The sequence below is a fragment of the Marinicella sediminis genome, assembly GCF_002000055.1.
GTDB classification, from domain to species: domain Bacteria; phylum Pseudomonadota; class Gammaproteobacteria; order Xanthomonadales; family Marinicellaceae; genus Marinicella; species Marinicella sediminis.
Window position 1 is genome coordinate 22,032 of the sequence record NZ_MVBD01000003.1, and the last position, 19,258, is coordinate 41,289.

Genomic DNA, 19,258 nt, shown 5'->3' on the forward strand with positions numbered 1-19,258 from the left:
CATATGGTAGAAGGGTTTGGTTTGGATTTCAGATCTCCTGATAAGTTTCTTCAACTTTGAATTTCTGATGAACCAGGCCAAGGTCTTTGAGGGTGTCAGTGGTTTCAGCCAGCACAGTTTTTTTCAGGTCGATCTGATTCGACCAGCGGGTATAGGACAACCAGGCCTCAACATCTTCAGGTTGTAAATCAAAGGTTTTGCTGATGATGTTGATCCGGTCGGGATCCTGATACAGCTTTTGCGCCTGGGCGAAGGTTTCTTCCAGCAGTGATCTGACCTTGTCGGCATGCAATGCCAGGGTTTGATGACTGGCCACCACCACAAAACAGGACCAGGGGGTTGGGCATTCACCGATACAGCGAAACTCGCCACTGTCAACATAAGGTTTGGTGGTGAATTTTTCCCAGAAAAACACATCGGCTTTGTCTTCCCGAAAGGCCATGCGTGCGCCATCAAGGTTGTTGATCACGCGAAACTGAAGTTTATGCACCGGCCAGTCTTTTTGCCGGGCGTGAACATAAGGCATCAGGTGTGAACCGGAACCATAGCGGCTGATGGCATAGCGGTGATGGTAGATTTCATTGACGTCATAGATGTCTGAATCTGCCGGTACATGGATACCCCAAATGATTGGTGAGTCGGTGTAGAAGGAAACGATTTTATAGTTGGCGCTGCGGGAAATGCCGGAAATGGCGCCTTCAGTCAGTAATATTGCCACGTCCAGTTCATCATTCTTGAGGGCCTGGATCATGCCGCCGGTGCCTTCATAAAAGTCAGTCCACTCAGGTTTGATGCCCTGGTTTTGCAAAGCCCCTGATTGTCTGGCCATGTGCCAGGGCAAATTGTAATGTTCTGGTACCCCACCAATTCTCAGTCTGATCATGTTTTTCCGGATGGTCAAAAACCGCATTGTACCAAACCAGAACGACGGATATTGAGAATTCCCCGGCATAAACAATGTGTTGGCTGTGCTGTGATAAAATGAGACCATGAGACATGCAATTTTGTGGTTGTTGCTGAGCTGTTTTCAGCTACATGCCGAAGTGGAGTTACTGGTGGTTGGTGATGACGCCCATCCGGTGAAGTTTGTGACTCTGCCATTCACTTATGAAGGCAATGGCGTCAGCCCGGCAGTGACTGTGGAGAACCACCTGGTCCAGGCTTTGTCCAGTACTGGTCTGTTCAGTATGCCATACCGTTATGAAGTGCCAGCTGACCAATCCAATATGTATGCCTGGCGGTTGAATGACATCCGCTATGTGATTGAAGGGAGGTTGTTCGAATCAAGTCAGATGTTGATGTTGCGTCTGACCATCAATGACACCCTGGGCTTGCAGCCCACGCTCAGTACGGTTGTGCTGAATCCAAAACAATTGGCTTTGAGCAGTCAGATGTTTGCCGATCAGGTGTATCGCAGCCTGTTCTATGCCACCTTTACCAATGACCATGAAAAGCAATACCTGGACAACGAGAACCCCACCCTGACCCGCTACCTGAACCAGTTGGTGATGACCTTCAAACGGGCCTGGCGGAACAATGCCGTCTCAGGTACCTGTACCGTTCAAATTCAGCAAATGCCAGGGGGCTTGCCTTTCAAAAGTACATTGCAGGAAAACTGTTTCATCAGCCAACAACTGGCAGAGGAAATTGAAGCCGCCCTTGAGGAGGTTGAATTATTGCCTTATGAAAACTATCAGGACGTTTTTGAGCGGGAACTCAGGGTGGAGTTCATCAGCACCTTGTGATCAGTCACTGATGGATCGTGTCTGAATGGGCGTCGCGTTGCAGGTGTAAGTCTGTGTCAATCAGGTGCCCGTCCAGGCCCCAGTCGCGCAGGTGGTCTATGGCCCATTGACTGTCCTGATCCTGATGACAGTCCTGACAGGCGTTGGGTGAATGTTCAGTACCCATTTTTTGTGACAACAGGGGGTTAGGAATGCTGCCCATGTTGTGGCTGCGGACAAAATGATTCACCCCGGATACCTGATTAAGGATGTTCTTTGGCATGTGGCAGTCATAACAGAATCCCCCTGGTTGCCCACTTTCGTGTCTGGTGTGCGCCTTCACATCTTCAGCCAGGTCCTGATGACAACCAAGACAAAAGGCATTGCTTTGTTCAGTGGGCCTGAGCAGTCCGGTACTTGCTGGTTTCTTGTTGTTGTGAGGGTCATGACAAGTGTAACAACGCATGTCCGTTTGCTGATAGTGTGAAGAGTCAGCAAATGAACGGAACAAGGTTCCCAAACCTTTGGGACGTCCATCCGGCCACACTTCGATGGTTGGAGTGGTTCGCCCTGGTTGCAAAGGGGCTTCGGTAAAATAAGGTGACAGATCGTTGAGGTTACCGTGTTCATCATAACCGGGCTGATAATTCCGGTACAACGATTGGCGACTGCGGAAAATATCGGCGCCATGGCAACGTGCGCACACACTCAGGGCAAAACCCTGTTGTTGTTTCCCGGCGTTGATGATGTAAGGCGCGGTTTTATCAAACAGTCGTTGATCCAGCCAGGATGCCAGGCGGTTGATCGGTTGGTCCTGCATGTATTCAACGTGTTGTTTTCCCGGTCCGTGACAGACTTCACAGCCGACCCCAAGTTCAGTCCACTCGACCTCGGCGACAGTGTGGGCCCGGTCCTTGCTGATTTCCTGTAAATTGGTGGTGTGACATCGGGCGCAATACAAATTCCAGGCAGAGTTCAGCGGTTCCATCTGGGCCCATAAATCGGTCACAGACTGTGGAGATTGTTCCTGCTCGTTCCAATATGCGAAATATGCCTGGCGGGGAATCGACCATTGAATCGGCAGGCGTCTGAGGACGCCACCATGTTCCTGGGTCAGGTAGGTTTGCCGATACTGAAACCCCAAAACTTTGGCGATGCGGAATTCTGTGAAGCTGGTTTGTCCAGGGTCACGCAATGCCATGAAAAAATCATCCCCCCGACGGTACATTCTGGCCACAGGCAAATCATCTGCAGATTGTTGAGGGAGGTGATAAGAACCCTGGTCAAAATTCCCCAGCATGGTGTTTTGGGCGGGTAATCTGGCAATGTTGTGATGTGGGGAAATTTCCCAGGCTGCATAATTGATCCAGTGACAATCACCACACACTTCACTGCCGGTGAAATCAGCATGGTATACCTCAGGTGCTGGTTCACGAAGTCCGTAAATTGCAGCCATCAGCAGCAGCGGGATGAGCAACAGGAGTCCCAGCCACTTCATTTTCTTTTTTGCCTGATTTGCAGGATGTTATCGGGTAACTGATTAAACAGATAGGGTGGTGATGACAGGGCGGCGGTCAAAGGTGATTTGTCTGCCTGAGTTGCCTGATAGCCCCAGTGGTTAAATACATACAGGTCGGTATCCCGGACATGACGTGTCAGCGTGGCCCGCCATCGGTCGTTTGGCTGTTGTGCGCTGTCGGCCCAGACACGAAGCACAATCAACCCATCACCATCAGCCACGCTCATCAGCAAGCGCTCGACTTCTCCCCGGTGAACATAAGAAAACAATGGCAGTTCTTCGGCATCGGCTTCGGCTTTCAGGGCCAGATAGACATTGGCCCAGGTGCGAGGTTCATGAGTCTGCCAGCCGGCATCATGCAAGGATTTCTGTAACAATCCAAGGTCAGCATCGATCAGGATATCAAGTTTTTGTTCACCGTTGTTGGCCCATCCGGTGGTGGTTTGTGCGCTGCGTTTGATCAGCCACTCAGGTTTACTGACGGTGGCATCAGCGGTGAATAACAGCCAGCTGAGAACCGGGACCAGCAACACCGTGGTGAGGTAGGTGATTTTGATAGGCAGGCCAAGGAATTGCTTTCTGGAGCGGGTTCTGAAGGCGATGCCAATCAGCATTGACCAGATGCTGGCAATGAGCACCGATAACATCACCATAGCCAGGTTCATCTGATAGAAAAACAAGGAGGCAAAGGCATACAGCAAAATCAGTACACCAGCCACCACGTAGGGCCAGCTGCGCCATTTAATTGGATAGGCACCAGCCACCAGGATGGCCCAAAAACTGGCCATTGAGGTGAACCAGAACACATGATGTGAACTGACCAGGTGCCACTGGTCATGACCAACACGGCAAATCAGCACCGCAAAAACATAGCTTGTGACAGCGACCAGCAGCCAGTGTTGTAACACCAGATACAGACGGCGGTAAATCAGCCACACGGCGACCGCAATCACCGCCACCAGGACACTCAGGTCATGCCCCAGGAACAACAACCATTTCATGGGCAGAACTGTCCAGGGGTTATGGAACGCAAAAAAGAATGATTCGCTAACCTGGTTCCAGTGGATCAGGGTTTGGCTGATGGCCATGAACCAAATGGCTGCCACCAGAAAAATCAACAGGATCATGGCCAACATCGCCAGTGACCCTTTTTCTGGCTGGCGCGGATCAACCAGGCCGGAGGTGAGTCGTCCCAGGGTTGGGTGCCTTTGGGTCCAGGCGAGCAAGCCACTGAGTCTGTGGTATGTTCGGGGAACCAGTAGTTTGTAAATCACATTGATGACCCAGTAAGCTACCCAGATGAGTACCACCAATACCAGTACCAGAACAGATAACTTGACCGCTACTTTGGCCATGGTTTCCATGGCTGAACCAAACAACATGCCTGGCAACAGGTAGAAAGGAGCCCACAAGACAGAAGCCACCAGACTGATGAGGACATAGCGTTTGATCTGCATGCCCATCATGCCGGCAATGGCAGGAATGACTGGTCTGACCGGACCGACAAAGCGACCGATGAAAACACTGATGCCACCGTATTTAGCAAAAAAATGTTCGCCCTTTTCAATCAGTTCGGGGAATTTATACATCGGCCACATCTTCAGCAGATTGCGCTTGTATTTATGGCCAATCCAGAAGCTGATGCCGTCACCCAGAAAGCCACCCAAGGAGGCCCAGATCCAGGCGGTATAAAAATCCAGCACGCCCAATCCGATCAGGGCGCCGAGGCTGACCAGGAATGCCGCTCCAGGAAAAATGATGCCCACCAGCAGGATGGATTCAGCAAAAGCGAACAAAAAGATCAGTATGCCGGTCCAGTTAGGATTGGCCTGAATCCAGTCGTATACGTCTTTTACCCAGCCGGTAGGTTCCATGATCAGGCTTTGATGGCTGACCTGGCTGCGGTCAGGGTTTGCGCAATGATGTCATCATTGTGTTTGCTGCTGACAAAGCCTGCTTCATAAGCAGATGGCGCCAAATAAACACCGTGTTGCAGCATGGCGTGGAAGAATCGCTTGAAGTGGTCCTCGTCACAATTGGCCAGGTCATCAAAACGGTGCACCGGCTGATCAGTGAAATAAAAGCCAAACATGCCGCCTTGCTGACAGGTGGAAAAGGCCACCCCGGCTTCATCTGCGACTTGTTGCATGCCTTCAGTCAGTTTTTTGGTCTGTGCCCCAAGGTGTGCATAGAAACCCTCTTCTGAAACAATGTTCATCATCGCTGCACCAGCGGCCATGGCCAGTGGGTTGCCTGACAACGTACCGGCCTGGTAAACCGGACCGCTGGGGGCGATGTGGCTCATGATGTCGTGACGACCTCCGAACGCTCCGACCGGTAGTCCGCCACCGATGACCTTACCAAAGGTGGTCAGGTCAGGTTTTACGCCATACAGTTCCTGTGCACCTCCACGGGCCACCCGAAATCCGGTCATCACTTCATCAAAAATCAACACCGATCCATGTTGATCACACAAGGCGCGCATGCCTTCCAGGTAGCCGGGTAGGGGCTCAATCATGTTCATGTTGCCGGCTATTGGTTCAACAATGATGGCTGCGACTTCATCTCCCACAGAATTCATCACGGCCTTGAGGCTGTCCAGGTCATTGAATGGCACGGTGAGGGTCAGGTCAGCCACAGCATCAGGTACCCCAGGTGAACCGGGAATCCCGAGGGTCAAAACCCCGCTGCCGGCTTTGACCAGAAAAGAGTCGGCATGACCATGGTAACAACCCTCAAATTTGATGATTTTGTCACGCCCGGTGAAGCCGCGGGCCAGGCGAATGGCACTCATGGTCGCCTCGGTACCGGAATTGACCATCCGTACCAGTTCCACGGATGGAATCATGGCGCAGATTTTTTCTGCCAGGTTGACTTCAGCTTCAGCCGGCGCACCAAAACTCAAACCATGGTCAACGGCTGCATGCACAGCTGCCAGTACCCGTTCATTGCTGTGTCCGGCAATCATGGGCCCCCAGCTGCCGATGTAATCTATGTAAGATTTTCCATTCACATCCATCATATGCGGGCCTTTTGCAGCGGCAATGAACAAGGGTTCTCCGCCAACGCCTTTGAAGGCTCGGACCGGTGAATTGACCCCGCCGGGAATGAATTGCTGGGCTTTGTGGAATAAGTCGTGGTTGTTGTCTGTCATATTGTTGTCATCAAATCATCTGTGTCTGGCGCTATTATAATTGTTTTGACTTGCAAATGGCATGACATACAATGGTCAATTGCCAGTCATTTTATATCATTCAGTTATGCCACAGTCATCCACCTACGCCATCGCAGCCGGACACCCTCAAACTGTGGCCGCTGCCGAAGAAATATTACAGGCTGGAGGTCAGGCTTTTGATGCCATCCTGGCAGCGATGATGATGTCTTTCGTGGCTGAACCGCTTCTGGCTTCGCCAGGTGGTGGTGGTTTCCTCATGGTTGCCGGCCCTCAGCAACGTCCTCAGTTGCTTGATTTTTTCTCTGACACCCCGTTGCAACAGGTCACAGATGACAACCGGGATGGCCTGGATTTTTACCCCATTATGGGCGACTTTGGTACCCGCCGTCAGGAGTTTCACATTGGCCATGCGTCAGCGGCTGTACCCGGTGTGCCAGCGGGTATTTTCAGGGCCCATGAGAAACTGTGCTCGTTGCCACTGAGTGTGCTGGCCGCTCCGGCCATCCGGGCCGCCAGAACCGGTGTAATGGTTAATCAGCAACAGGCTTTTGTGGCAATGATACTGAAGCCAATCATTGATGCCACACCTGCCGCTCAACAGGTGTTTGCAGATTTCCAGGCTGGCCGGGAATGGCTTAATTTACAGCTGGCAGACTTTCTTGACACCCTGTCAAAAGCCGATCATGACTGGTTTTACAAGGGTGAGCTGGCCGAGATTCTGGTACAGCAGCCCAACGGGTTGTTACAGCAGGAAGATTTTGCTGACTATGGCTGTGCCGTCAGGGATCCGCTTGAGTTGACCCTGGGTGATGACCGCATTCTGACCAATCCGGAACCGAGTACAGGTGGTCGGCTGATCGCTGAGCAGTTAAAACGACTCAAATCCAGAACGGATGTTGAAGCGGTGCTCGAAGCCATGCAACACGCCGATGACCTCAAGCGAACCCCGTTGACTGAAGTGTCTCGTGGTACCACCCACATCAGTGTCACAGACGGCGCGGGTAATCTGGCCAGTCTGACCTTGTCAAACGGCGAGGGTAATGGGTTGATGGTGCCAGGATGCGGCTTTATGATGAATAATTTTCTGGGTGAAGAAGACATCAATGCCAACGGCTTTTTCAATTGGCAGAACAGGCAACGCATGAGCTCCATGATGGCACCCACGTTGATATTGGGCAGCGATCAGCAGTATGCACTGGGTACCGGCGGCTCAAACCGCATCAAAACTGCGATGTTCCAGGTCATCAGCCATTTGGTCAATGAGCAAAGCCAATTGAAACATGCGGTTGAGGCACCGCGGATGCATTTTGAAAACGGTCACCTCGACATCGAGCCAGGGTTTTCCCCGGCTGATCTGGTGACCTTACAAAAAGCCGCGCCGATTCATTCCCTGTGGCACAATCACAACCTGTATTTTGGTGGCGTCAACGCAGTGCAATGCGGCACCACCACCACTGCGGTTGGTGATTTTCGTCGTCATGGTTGCGGACTGGCCGGTGTTCGGACTTACTGACAATCCTTGAGGGCTTGTTGATAAGCTGTGGTCAACCGGCTGTTTCCACTCAGGCCCTGTTCAGTGGTTTTCATTTGATTGATTTCCCCCACTCCAAAGGTACCATCACCGGTGAGTTTACCCACCACGCATGCTGCCTGAGCGTTGGTCATGCCTGCGTTGGCGGCTTTGATTTTTTCCTGGGCAGCCACCTCAAAACGATTGGCTTTGGGGTTGTTCTCTGGTTGATTGTTGTTATCTTTGGGCGCTTCAGAACAGGCGGTTAGCAACATCAGGGCTGTCCATATCATCAGATTTTTCATGTGCAGAATTTGGCTCTCAAAAACCAGCATGATAGCAAAACCGGGTTTGATAATAAATGTAAACATTGTTCTATCAAGGATCGAAAGGTGTGACCTGTGGGTCATGCTGGGTTAAAATTGTTCCATCAGACAACAATGGCTACCATGGAAAAAAACAACACAGACCCAGAAACCAACGAGCAAACCACGGTCCCAGAGGAAACCAATCAGGTCAACGAAGAAAGCACCGAACAGCTGGAGGCGCCTGGTGAGTCGTCAGCTCAGGTGGTCCAGGTAAAAAAGCAAAGCGGTGGAGGACTGAGCCTGCTGTTCTCATTGCTGGCACTGGGTGCTACCGGTTACCTCTATTATCAGCAATGGCAGTCATCGGCGACCCCAAAGGCCTCAAATCTGAGTGGACAGTTACAACCACTGGCAGATGCCAACCAGGTACTGGCCACTGATCTGACCAATCTGAATGTGGATGTAAAACAGCTCAATGGAGAGTTGACCACCCTCCGCCAGCAAGTCCAGGACCTGGCTGCACAATTGGCACAACGTCCGCAACCGGCCACCGTTGGACCGGCAGAATTTGACAACAGTGCCAACATGGCTGCCTTGCAAGCACTGAGCCAACAATTGACTGCGCAACAATCCCGTATTGAGCAATTACAACAACAGCTTGCTGCACAGCTGAACCAAGCGCCAGCAACCAGCCAGAGCCAACCCTTATCCACAGTAGATCATGGTTTGTTGTGGGATCAGCAGGCGGCACTGCTGGCACTGGATCAGGTCAGTCTGTGGGTGACCGGCAATCAGCCAGACAAAGCCCGACAGGTGGTGAATGACTTTGTAACTCAACCACCCACAGATGCACAGATCGCTGGTCTGATGACTGCGTTGAATCAAACCTTGCAAACAGTCAATGAGCCTGATGTTCAGGGTCTGCGCCAACAACTCGCGGCGCTCAAACAAGCCGTTGAGCAACTGCGTTTAGCCAGCAATGAAGCAGTCAGCACTGAGGCCAAATGGTATGAACAGTTGATCAGTGTGAAAAAAATCGCTGAAGATCAGAGCACAGTGCAATCCAGTTTGCAACTCATGACTCTGAAAGCGAACCTCACACAGTTGCTGAATCAGGCTGAGTGGTCACTGTTGATGCATGATCAGAGCGGTTGGCAAAACCACTTGTCTGAAGCCAGGCAACTGCTGGAACAAAAGCTGCCTGCAGCGCAACATATACTTGAACAATTGGGGGATCTGGCGGCTCAACAAGTCAGTGTGATCTGGCCAGATGAACTGAACCTGCCCGCGCTTAAAACCACCATCAAGGGGTTGCAGCCATGATCAAAGGCATCAAAATCCTGTTGTTATTTGCTTTGTTGTTGCTGGCCGCCTGGCTGACACCACATTTGATCCGAAATCCTGGGTTGATACAGATTGAGCTGCTGGGCTATCAGATCCAGATGACGGTGATTGCTGCCAGTCTGTTACTGTTCGCATTGTTTTTGTTGATCTGGTTGGTGATTGGTTTAATCAAAGCCCCGAAAAAAGCCATCAATCACCTCACTGCCAACCAAAGCCGCAAGAAATTTGCCCGCGGTTTGTTGGCCCTGAGTGAGGGTAAATGGTCTCAGGCTGAGAAACTGTTGCTGGCATCGGCAACGAAAAGCCCCACTCCTGAATTGAGTTATATGGCCGCAGCCAGGGCCGCAGTGGCGCAACAACAATTGCAGCGGGCTGAAGCCCACCTTGATGCAGCTGAACAGGTCATTGATAATCCATTGACGGTGGATCTGACACGTTGTGAGATTTGGATCAAGTCAGGTCAGGCTGAGCGGGCCATGCCCCTTCTGCAAGGAATCCTGAACACTTACCCCAACAACCCGCGAGCGGTGCACCTGTTAACCCAGGCCAGTCAGCAAACGCAAGACTGGAAATTATTGGGTGAGACCTTGCCCAAGGCCGAAAAACTGCAATTGATATCACATCAGCAGACCAATGAATTGAAAAAGCAAGTGACACTGGAGCGTTTTGCCCAGGTTCAAAGTCCCGAAGAACTGCAGGAAATCTGGCAGGCCCTGAATAAGAAGCAACAACAACGTTACAACCACACTTATTGTGAGCAGGCGCTGAGGGTAGGGGCATTTCAGGAACTCACCGGGCACATCGAAAAAGCCCAGAAATACCAGTTTGATGATCAGCTGGTGGGCTTTTGGTCGGCCTTACCGCACAACCTCAATCACCGCCTCAAAGTGGCAGAAAAATGGTTGGTTCAGCACCCCAAAAGACCATCAGTCTTGTTATGTAATGCCAAACTACAAATGGCCAAGCAAAACCGTGAAAAAGCCGAAAGCCTGTTGCTGGAGCTGCTCAAAGTAGCACCCAGCCAGGAAGTACATCAACTACTTGCACTGATCTACCAGGATCAGGATAAATCTGAGCAGGCTCTCAGCCACTTTCGTGAAGCAGCCAACCCCAACCAACAGGCGATGGTGGTCATTGAGCAGGATGATCCTTCCTGAATGAGTCATGCGCGGACAACCACCACCTGATCACAACCAACCGGAAAACTGGGGTGTCTTAAAAAAACTCATTCCCTATCTGGCTGAATACAAAGGTCGGGTGTTATTCGCGCTCTCGTTTTTATTGGCGGCCAAGCTGGCCACCACCGGTATGCCGTTTTTGATGAAGGGCATGGTGGATCAGTTGGATGGATCGGCAGATCAGGCCAATCAATGGTTGTTGGCACCGGTGGCATTGGTGCTGTTGTATGGGGCTTTGCGCTTTGCCAATGTGTTGTTTGGTGAAATTCGTGACACCTTGTTCGGTAAAGTCACCGAGCGGGCCATGCGCCGCATCGCTCATGAAGTCTTTGTTCATCTGCACCGCCTGGATCTGGGTTACCACCTGAACCGCAAAACCGGTGGTGTGGCCAGGGATATTGAACGTGGGGTGAGCGGTATCAGTTTTCTGTTGCGCTTTATGGTGTTCAGTATTTTACCGGCATTGATTGAGATCTTGTTGGTGGTCGGTATTCTGTTGTTCCAGTATGGCTGGTCTTTTGGCCTGACCACATTGGTGGCGATTGTGGTATACATCCTGTTTTCGGTGCGCATCACAGAATGGCGCAAGGCTTTTCTCAGGGCCGCCAACACCGCTGATTCAGCCAGCAACAGTCGGGCCATCGACAGCCTGCTGAATTATGAAACGGTCAAATATTACAGCAATGAAGCTTTCGAGGCCGGGCGCTATGACGACAACCTCAAGAAGCTGGAACAGGCCAAACGCCAAAACCGTTTGTCATTGTTTGCGCTGAATGGTGGCCAGGCTTTGATCATCAGTTTGGCGATGACGGCCATGATGCTGTTGGCCGTGCTTGGCGTGTTGGACGGTTCCATGACCGTTGGAGATTTTGTACTGGTTAATGCCTTCATGATGCAATTATTCATTCCACTGGGCTCATTGGGTTTTGTCTACCGGGAAATCAAAACTTCAATGATCAATATCGAAAGCATGTTTGACATCCTCGACATTGATCCCAAAATCAAGGATGTGGCAGCCGCTCAGGAGCTTCAGGTCAAAGCCGGTGCGCTGCGCTTTGAAAATGTGGTGTTTCATTACCGCGAAGACCGGCCGATCATCCGTGGCGTCAGTTTTTCAGTGGCGGCGGGACAAACCCTGGCCGTTGTGGGTCCCAGTGGTTCAGGTAAATCCACCCTGGTGAAATTATTGTTTCGTTTTTACGATCCGGTTGCCGGTCGTATCCTGATCGATGAGCAGGACATCGCCCGGGTCTCACAATTGTCGTTGCGACAGTCCATAGGTATCGTGCCGCAGGACACGGTGTTGTTCAATGACTCGATTTTCGAAAACATTCGCTATGGCCGGCCTGAAGCCAGCGATGAGGAAGTTCGGGAAGCCATCAGCCTGGCTTATCTGGATGACTTCATTGCCGAGTTACCCGACGGGGTGAACACCCAGGTCGGTGAACGTGGATTAAAACTGTCCGGCGGTGAAAAACAACGGGTGGCGATCGCCCGGACTTTGTTGAAGCGACCACCGATCATGGTGTTTGATGAGGCCACTTCGTCACTGGACAGTCAGGCCGAGCAGATGATCCTCCAAGCCATTGATGAGGTCAGCCGGGAGACCACCAATGTGGTGATTGCCCACCGTTTGTCGACGGTGGTGCATGCCGATCAAATCCTGGTGCTGGAGCGGGGTCAGGTGGTAGAACAGGGCACCCACCAAAGTTTGTTGGCGGCAAAAGGTGCCTATGCCAGACTGTGGCAGGCCCAACAACAGGAAAAGGCCGATTAACCCAGATTGGTTTGCTCTCGGCCGGATCATTCCTGAAATTCCTGCTTATGGCAGAATATTCAGCTGTCTATTCCTGATATGACAGCCAAGAATAGAGGCTCTCAATCAAACCACGGAGCATTACATGACACTCGGAGAAAAAATCAAATTACTCAGAACCGCTGAGCAATTGACTCAGCCGGAACTGGCTGCCAGGGCCGGTATTGAACAGTCCTACCTGTCGAAGCTGGAAAATGACAAAGGTTCGCCATCTTATGAGGTGATCCATAAAATCGCCCAGGCTTTTGAGGTAACCGGGATGGAGCTGATCAACAGCCTCAGTCAGTCTTACATCGAACAACAGTTGTCACACATCCCGGAGGTGGCGGCCGAATATGCGTCCATCAAACGCCGTCAGCAAAGCCGACTCAAATGGCGGTTTATGGGCTCGTCGATGGTGGTGGTCCTTGGTGTGGGGCTGTTTTTTATGGGCATCTTTGGGGTGTTTTTTGCCAATGCCCAATACATCTATGAATCCGCCGGGGTGATCCGGCCCGGCGAAACAGTGCACCAGTTTCAGGATCATCCGATCAAAGAAGTCATGGAAACCCGTGAAGAGTTCATCGAACGGGCACGCAACAACCGGGACCGGCTGAGCACCCAATATCTGACCATCACTGAATATGCTGGCAGAACCTTTATCAGCGAAGTACCCGGTGGCCGCCGATTGTATGATTTTCGCGAAGAAAAACCACTGGAGTCATCGCCCAATGACCTGATTGCCAGTCTGGGCATGATGCTGATGGTCGCCGGGATGCTGATGTTTGTCTACAGCTTCCGCTTCCGCAACGCTTGATCGTTTTTACGTTTATACTGCAGCCGGTGGGGTGACCGGCTGCGATTCTGCTTCAGTCAAATGAGCCGGCGTAAATCAGGTCATCCAGGTAGTGGATTTTGAGGCCGCAAATACCGACTTGATCATCGCTTGGCCAGACTGATAAAACTGTGAATTCATCAGTTGAAATATGCCCGTTCCCGGTTTGAACAGGCAATACGTTGGTGTGATAACCGGGTGAAACTGTTATTGATTCACTGAGGACGGATTGTGGAAAGTCGACACCCACATGCCTGCTGAAAAAAACATTAACATTGACGTCACTGCTGGTCAGGTTGGAGGTACTCACTTCGATGGAGAACACAGTGGCATCAGCTGGTAAGGTGAATCCAGCATTTTGTACTTCAAAGTAACAACCAGCCGACTCACTTACATCTGCTGGAATACCAGACAGGTTTTTGAACAGCGCACCAGGGACATGAAGTGTTGATGCCTCATTTGAACCACTGATCAACAGCAGCCAATAAGGCAAAATTCTGAAAATCGATTTCATGATGCACCTCAGGGTGTGGCTGGTTGATAGAAGACATCAACCCCACAGATGTAATTGGCATTCTGGGTCGGTCCTTGAGGAATGAACAAAAGGTCAAAAAAATCACCTTCCATGACACTGAAATCCGGATCCAGATCAACCTCATAAGGGTAGTATGCCAGAAAGTCAGTGGTCATGTCCGGATTGATGATGGTTGCCAGGGTATTGAGGTTGCCGGTGCCATCATGTTGGCGGAATTCCATTTTTGGCCTGGGTCCTGAACTGGGGTTGGTGATGTCGTAAAAATGGCCCACCACACGGGTGATCACCGATCCAGGTGGCAATGAAACACCGGCGTACATGGGGCCATCCGGCTCTCCTCCAAGACCCAGTCGGCTTAAAAAACAGCCATTGAAACTACTGATCACTCCACCATGCAGTGGATAAAAAGCGGCCGGCGAGATTTTCAGTACCTGTTCGGTCATGCCCTGTGGATTGGCCGTTGCCGTGTGGGCTGTCAACATTGACAGGCTGAGGAGAAAAAAGAGGTGTTTGTGCATCATAACTTCCTTGTGTTGAGAATCACTCATTGTAGCTTAAAGAGGGAATTGTGTCATGTGTCATAAGAACTGATGGCTGCCACAAGTGAGGCAGCCAAAGCATCTCAATCAACAGATCAGCGTGTTCAGTGTTGCATCAGCTCATCAATAAGTCGCGCAATGCGGCATAATCAGCCGGCATATCAACCGACAAATCCGGCAGACGGGCGCAATCAGCGATCGCTTGCGGCAAATCCAGTTCGGTGTCCAGGATCTCCTCCACCGCGGACTTGAATTTGGCTGGATGGGCGGTGCCCAGAAACACCCCGGTTTCGTCTGGCTGCAGGGAATCATGCAAGCCCTGATAGGCCACTGCGGCGTGGGGTTCACTCAGGTAGCCCTGAGCAAACAGATGGCGCAGGGTGTCCGCGGTTTTTGCTTCATCCACCGCCAGGCCGGTTAACAGACTGCGGTCAAATTGACCTGATGTCATCAGGTATTCAATCCGGGGCCAGTTGTTGGGTCGGGACACGTCCATCGCATTGGACAGTGTTTCTACCGTGTTATTGGGCGACCACACACCATCCTGCAGGTAACGGGGTACGGTGTCGTTGAGGTTGGTGGAGGCGATGAAGCGCTTGATCGGGAGCCCCAGGGTTTTGGCAATGATACCGGCACACAGGTTGCCAAAATTACCACTGGGAACGGCCACCACGGTTTGATCGCGCTGTGCTGCCGGTAATTGTGCCAGGCCATCGAAGTAATAACAGATTTGCGCAAACAGGCGACTGACGTTGATCGAATTGGCCGAATTCAGGCCCACGGCTTGTACCAATTGTGGATCATCAAAACAGCTTTTTACCAGCTTCTGACAGTCATCAAAATCGCCCTCTATGGCCACCGTGCGGATGTTGCCGGACAAGGTGGTGAACATTTTTTGTTGTAGTTCACTGATTTTGCCTTTAGGAAACAGGATGACCACCTCGATATTGTCCATGCCATGGAAGGCATGGGCCACGGCAGCCCCGGTGTCACCTGAGGTGGCGGTGAGGATGGTGATTTTTTGCTCGGTGGCAAAATGTTGCAGACAGCGGGCCATGAAGCGGGCGCCGAAATCTTTGAAGGCCAGGGTTGGACCGTGAAACAATTCCAGGCAATGTATATGATCTTCTACCTGAACAAGCGGTGCCGGGAAACTGAAGGTTTCTTCGATGATTTGTTGCAGGGCCTGGTCATCGATGTTGTCGCTGACAAAAGCCCTGAGGATGTGCTGATTGCGTTCAAGCACCGGCATGTTCAACAATTCATTGATGTTGTTCAATGGTGGAATGGAGCGTGGGAAAAACAAGCCGCGGTTGTTACCCAGTCCGGTTCTGACGGCAGTGGCAAAATCCACCACTTGTTCGGGGTCTTTGAGGTTATACAGTTTCATGAGAGAATCCTCGCTCCTTCGGTATCTGCCTGACAAATGGCCACAAAGCCATCATCAGATTGCAGGTAGTGTTGTTTCAGCCACACCGCCTGAGCTTGCGCCGTGACCAGATCATCACAGGCGGAAAACAGGGTAGGACCTGAGCCGGAGATTCCGGCGGCCAATGAGCCCATGCGCAGCAATTGTTGTTTGGTTTGGTTGAAGTTGGGTAACAGTTCAGCCCGGTAGGGTTCTGCCACTTCATCTTTCAGCAGGGCAAAGGCCAGGTCAGCATCCTGACGGTAACAGGCGCTGACAAAACCAGCCAGGTTTTGACCGAAACGAATCAGGGTGCTGCGGTCATACTGTTGTGGTAAACGCTCACGGGCAGCCTGGGTGCTGACAAGCACATCAGGATAGGCCAGTACCCAATAGATGTCTTCAAACAAAGGCACGGATACCGCCACCTGTTCAGCTTCACTAAGCATCAGCTGCATCCCGCCGAGAAAACTGGGGGCGACATTGTCAAAATGCACGGAGCCACTGATGGTGGCTTCGGCTTCACCCATCATACGCAACAAGGTTTGCTGATCAAAAGGTTGATCATAAAATGCATTGAGTGCCACCAGGGCAGCCACCACTGAGCAGGCACTGGAACCCAGGCCGCTACAGACCGGGATGTGTTTTTTCAGCTTGATCACCATGGGCTGAGGTGTAATGCCCTGTTGTTGCAGCGCAGCTTCAAAGGTGCTGCGGATCTGCCACACCACATTGCGCTCAGGGTCATCTGGGAGGCGCGAAGCGTAACGACCTTTGAGGACAAAATGGCTGTCACCTTCAGTGGACTTGATGATCACCACATCGCCCAGCATCTGGCCATCAATGGGGGTCAGAGCCAAACCCAGGGAATCAAAGCCGACACTGACGTTGCCAATGGAAACCGGGGCAAATACTTTCACTTTTTTATTCATCGTCAATGCTCCTGTTCCCATGAAAGTGTTCTCAATAAATCACCAAACAAACCCGCTGCGGTGACTTCAGCTCCGGCTCCATAACCGCGGATGATGAATGGTTTAGGTTGGTAATACCGGGTGTTGATGGCCAGGGCGTTTTCGCCAGCTTCAATTTCATACAATGGATGATCCGGACCTACTGACTGAATTTTGACGGCACAGCGTTGATCTTTGATGATGGCCACATAGCGCAATTTCTGGTGATTGGACTCGGCCTGATCAATCAACTGTTGAAACACCGAATCATGTTCCGGTAACCGGCGCATGAATTCATCACCATCCTCAATGGCGGCCAGCTCATCAGGTACCACCGGCTGCAGGTCGACATCGCTGAGCTCCAGCGGCAAGCCTGCCTCACGGGCGATGACCAGTACTTTACGGGCCACATCCAGGCCATTGAGGTCTTCTGCCGGATTGGGTTCGGTGTAGCCCAGATCCCTTGCTTTGGCAGTGGCCGCTGATAAACTCAGGCCCTGGTGGATTTCACCAAAAATGTAAGACAAAGAACCGGACAAGATGCCCTCGAACTGCAACAACTCATCGCCGGCTCGCAACAAGCTTTGCAGGTTATCAATCACCGGCAAGCCGGCACCGACATTGGTTTCATACAAAAAACGGCGTTGTCTTTTGGTGGCCATGGCCTGCAGTTGGTGGTAATAGGTCAGGGTATCGGTGTTGGCCTTTTTGTTCGCAGTGACTACGTGAAAACTGGCTTGCAGATAATTCAGATAACTCATGGCAATGTCCTGATTACTGGTACAGTCAATGATCACCGGATTGGTCAGGTGGGCTTCGCGGACAAAGCCCTGAAGGCGCTCTAGAGACAGACCCTGCCGGCAGGCCGCCAGTTGTTCCGGCCAGTTGCTCAGTTCAATGCCTTTGGCGTCCAACAGACATTGCCGGCTGTTGGCAATGCCCACCAGGTTCAGTTCGATGTCATTGTCCTTGAGCCAGGCTTGCTGGCGATTGATTTGGGCAATCAGTTCTTTACCAACGGTGCCACAACCGATCAGAAAGGCATCAATGCGGGGTTTCTTGAGGAACAATTGTTGGTGACAAACCGCCACTGCATCATCAGCCCGTTTGGCCCTGACGACCGCCGATATGGAGCGTTCAGATGAATCCTGGGCGATGGCGATGATGTTAACGCGGGCATGTGATAAAGCCCCAAAAAACCGGCTGGCGGTGCCTTTTTGCTGATGCATGCGATCACCAATCAGGGTAATGATGGCCAGGTTTTCCTGGCAGTCGACTGGTTCCAGCATGCCGTTTTTCAACTCCAGACGAAAGGACCGTTGTAAGTGTTTGACGGCCCGGTCTGCCTCATCCCCCGGAACACACAAACTGATGCTGTATTCTGAGGATGATTGACTGATGAGGATCACTGAAATGTCAGATTCTGCCATGCTGGCAAACACCCTGGCAGCCATCCCGACCATGCCCTTCATGCCGGGACCAGCCACATTGATCATGGCCACATCAGACAATTTGGAAATGGCTTTCACGGCTTTGCCTTCGTCGGTGGTGGCTGAAATCAGGGTGCCGGGATGCTGTGGGTTGGTGGTGTTTTTGATGGCACAAATGATCTGGTGTCTGGACAATGGGGTAATGGTTTTGGGGTGCAGTACTTTGGCCCCGAAATAGGACAACTCCATGGCTTCCTGATATGACATGCGGGTGATCAGCTGGGCACCATCAACCAGCCGGGGATCGACTGAATAGATGCCATCCACATCGGTCCAGATTTCACAGCGCTCAGCGCCGGTACAGACTGCCAGTACCGCGGCAGAGTAATCTGAGCCATTGCGACCCAATAAGCACAAATCTCCGTTCGGGTGACGGCCATAAAACCCCGGCATCACCGCCAGTTCTTCAGCATCGCCATAGTGACTTTGAAAGCGTTGCTGGCTGGTAACAATGTCGGCCACAGGCTCACCACTGTCATCTTCTGTGGTGAGGAACAGTTTGGGATCAATGACCGTCACCGGATGTTGACTGCGCAATAAGGCGGCCATCAGCAAAGTGCTGAACTTTTCTCCCACCGATAGGATTTGTGCAGCGGTGACCTCAGGACACTGGCCGATCATGGCACAACCCTGGGCCAGGGTGCGCAACTGATCCAGTAAACCTGAGGTTTGTTGCTGGCTGTGACTGACATCAAAGCCCTCACGCCAGCCTGCACAATCGGTACACAAGGTCAGCAGTCGTTGGCTGATGTCATCCAGTTGGGGGGTCAGATCGCTGCCCTGGCGAGCCAGTTCAATCAGTTCAACCAATGCGTTGGTGATGCCCTGGGGTGCTGAAAACACCGCTGCAACGGGTTCGCTGCGGAGTTCGATGAGCTCAACCACTTGTTTAAATTTGGCTGCTGTGGCCAGCGATGAGCCACCAAATTTCATGACTTTCATAGGTTT

General features: G+C 51.7%; 16 protein-coding genes. 6 read left to right on the top strand and 10 right to left on the bottom strand.

The window, feature by feature from the left end; genetic code table 11:
* Positions 1-28 precede the first annotated feature (28 nt).
* Positions 29-883, bottom strand: a complete 855-nt coding sequence (locus tag B0475_RS04905) for a substrate-binding domain-containing protein (protein ID WP_157892713.1) — start codon at positions 881-883, stop codon at positions 29-31.
* A gap of 106 nt (positions 884-989) precedes the next feature.
* Between B0475_RS04905 and B0475_RS04910 the strand changes: the two genes are divergently transcribed.
* Positions 990-1,745, top strand: a complete 756-nt coding sequence (locus tag B0475_RS04910) for a hypothetical protein (RefSeq protein ID WP_077410650.1) — start codon at positions 990-992, stop codon at positions 1,743-1,745.
* A gap of 4 nt (positions 1,746-1,749) precedes the next feature.
* Here B0475_RS04910 and B0475_RS04915 read toward each other — a convergent pair whose 3' ends face one another.
* From B0475_RS04915 to hemL, 3 genes are read right to left on the bottom strand one after another with little or no spacing between them, the layout of a single operon-like run.
* Positions 1,750-3,222 (bottom strand): multiheme c-type cytochrome, encoded by a 1,473-nt coding sequence (locus B0475_RS04915; protein WP_077410651.1) that lies wholly within the window; start codon positions 3,220-3,222, stop codon positions 1,750-1,752.
* Positions 3,219-5,117 carry a DedA family protein gene (locus B0475_RS04920; protein ID WP_077410652.1) on the bottom strand — a complete coding sequence of 633 codons (1,899 nt, stop codon included), beginning with the start codon at positions 5,115-5,117 and terminating at the stop codon, positions 3,219-3,221. The genes B0475_RS04915 and B0475_RS04920 overlap by 4 nt, the downstream gene beginning before the upstream one ends.
* Positions 5,118-5,119: 2 nt before the next feature.
* The gene (hemL, locus tag B0475_RS04925) at positions 5,120-6,397 is read right to left on the bottom strand and encodes a glutamate-1-semialdehyde 2,1-aminomutase (RefSeq protein WP_077410653.1); all 1,278 of its coding nucleotides are present in this window, start codon (positions 6,395-6,397) and stop codon (positions 5,120-5,122) included.
* Between the two features lie 106 nt (positions 6,398-6,503).
* Here hemL and B0475_RS04930 point away from each other — a divergent pair, with 106 nt between their 5' ends.
* Complete coding sequence (locus B0475_RS04930) at positions 6,504-7,931, top strand: gamma-glutamyltransferase (protein ID WP_198538120.1); 1,428 nt, start codon at positions 6,504-6,506, stop codon at positions 7,929-7,931.
* Here B0475_RS04930 and B0475_RS04935 read toward each other — a convergent pair.
* Positions 7,925-8,203, bottom strand: a complete 279-nt coding sequence (locus B0475_RS04935) for a hypothetical protein (protein WP_198538121.1) — start codon at positions 8,201-8,203, stop codon at positions 7,925-7,927. The genes B0475_RS04930 and B0475_RS04935 overlap by 7 nt on opposite strands.
* A gap of 165 nt (positions 8,204-8,368) precedes the next feature.
* Here B0475_RS04935 and B0475_RS04940 point away from each other — a divergent pair, with 165 nt between their 5' ends.
* The 4 genes from B0475_RS04940 (at position 8,369) to B0475_RS04955 (ending at position 13,370) form a co-directional block, all read left to right on the top strand.
* Positions 8,369-9,559 (top strand): uroporphyrinogen-III C-methyltransferase, encoded by a 1,191-nt coding sequence (locus tag B0475_RS04940; protein ID WP_077410656.1) that lies wholly within the window; start codon positions 8,369-8,371, stop codon positions 9,557-9,559.
* Positions 9,556-10,737, top strand: a complete 1,182-nt coding sequence (locus tag B0475_RS04945) for a heme biosynthesis protein HemY (RefSeq protein WP_077410657.1) — start codon at positions 9,556-9,558, stop codon at positions 10,735-10,737. The genes B0475_RS04940 and B0475_RS04945 overlap by 4 nt, the downstream gene beginning before the upstream one ends.
* Before the next feature lie 7 nt (positions 10,738-10,744).
* The gene (locus B0475_RS04950; protein WP_077410658.1) at positions 10,745-12,535 is read left to right on the top strand and encodes an ABCB family ABC transporter ATP-binding protein/permease; all 1,791 of its coding nucleotides are present in this window, start codon (positions 10,745-10,747) and stop codon (positions 12,533-12,535) included.
* A 124-nt stretch (positions 12,536-12,659) separates the two neighbouring features.
* Positions 12,660-13,370 carry a helix-turn-helix domain-containing protein gene (locus B0475_RS04955; RefSeq protein WP_077410659.1) on the top strand — a complete coding sequence of 237 codons (711 nt, stop codon included), beginning with the start codon at positions 12,660-12,662 and terminating at the stop codon, positions 13,368-13,370.
* Positions 13,371-13,422: 52 nt separating this feature from the next.
* Here the strand turns inward: B0475_RS04955 and B0475_RS04960 are convergent, their stop codons facing one another.
* The 5 genes from B0475_RS04960 to thrA all read right to left on the bottom strand — a co-directional run bounded on the left by B0475_RS04960 (position 13,423) and on the right by thrA (position 19,252).
* Positions 13,423-13,902 carry a hypothetical protein gene (locus tag B0475_RS04960; protein ID WP_077410660.1) on the bottom strand — a complete coding sequence of 160 codons (480 nt, stop codon included), beginning with the start codon at positions 13,900-13,902 and terminating at the stop codon, positions 13,423-13,425.
* 8 nt (positions 13,903-13,910) lie between these two features.
* Positions 13,911-14,405 carry a hypothetical protein gene (locus B0475_RS04965; RefSeq protein ID WP_198538122.1) on the bottom strand — a complete coding sequence of 165 codons (495 nt, stop codon included), beginning with the start codon at positions 14,403-14,405 and terminating at the stop codon, positions 13,911-13,913.
* Positions 14,406-14,577: 172 nt separating this feature from the next.
* Positions 14,578-15,852 carry a threonine synthase gene (gene thrC / locus B0475_RS04970; protein WP_077410662.1) on the bottom strand — a complete coding sequence of 425 codons (1,275 nt, stop codon included), beginning with the start codon at positions 15,850-15,852 and terminating at the stop codon, positions 14,578-14,580.
* On the bottom strand, positions 15,849-16,802 hold the full coding sequence (gene thrB / locus B0475_RS04975; RefSeq protein ID WP_198538123.1) for a homoserine kinase: 954 nt from the start codon (positions 16,800-16,802) through the stop codon (positions 15,849-15,851). The genes thrC and thrB overlap by 4 nt, the downstream gene beginning before the upstream one ends.
* Before the next feature lie 2 nt (positions 16,803-16,804).
* Positions 16,805-19,252, bottom strand: a complete 2,448-nt coding sequence (thrA, locus tag B0475_RS04980; RefSeq protein ID WP_077410664.1) for a bifunctional aspartate kinase/homoserine dehydrogenase I — start codon at positions 19,250-19,252, stop codon at positions 16,805-16,807.
* Positions 19,253-19,258: the final 6 nt, after the last annotated feature.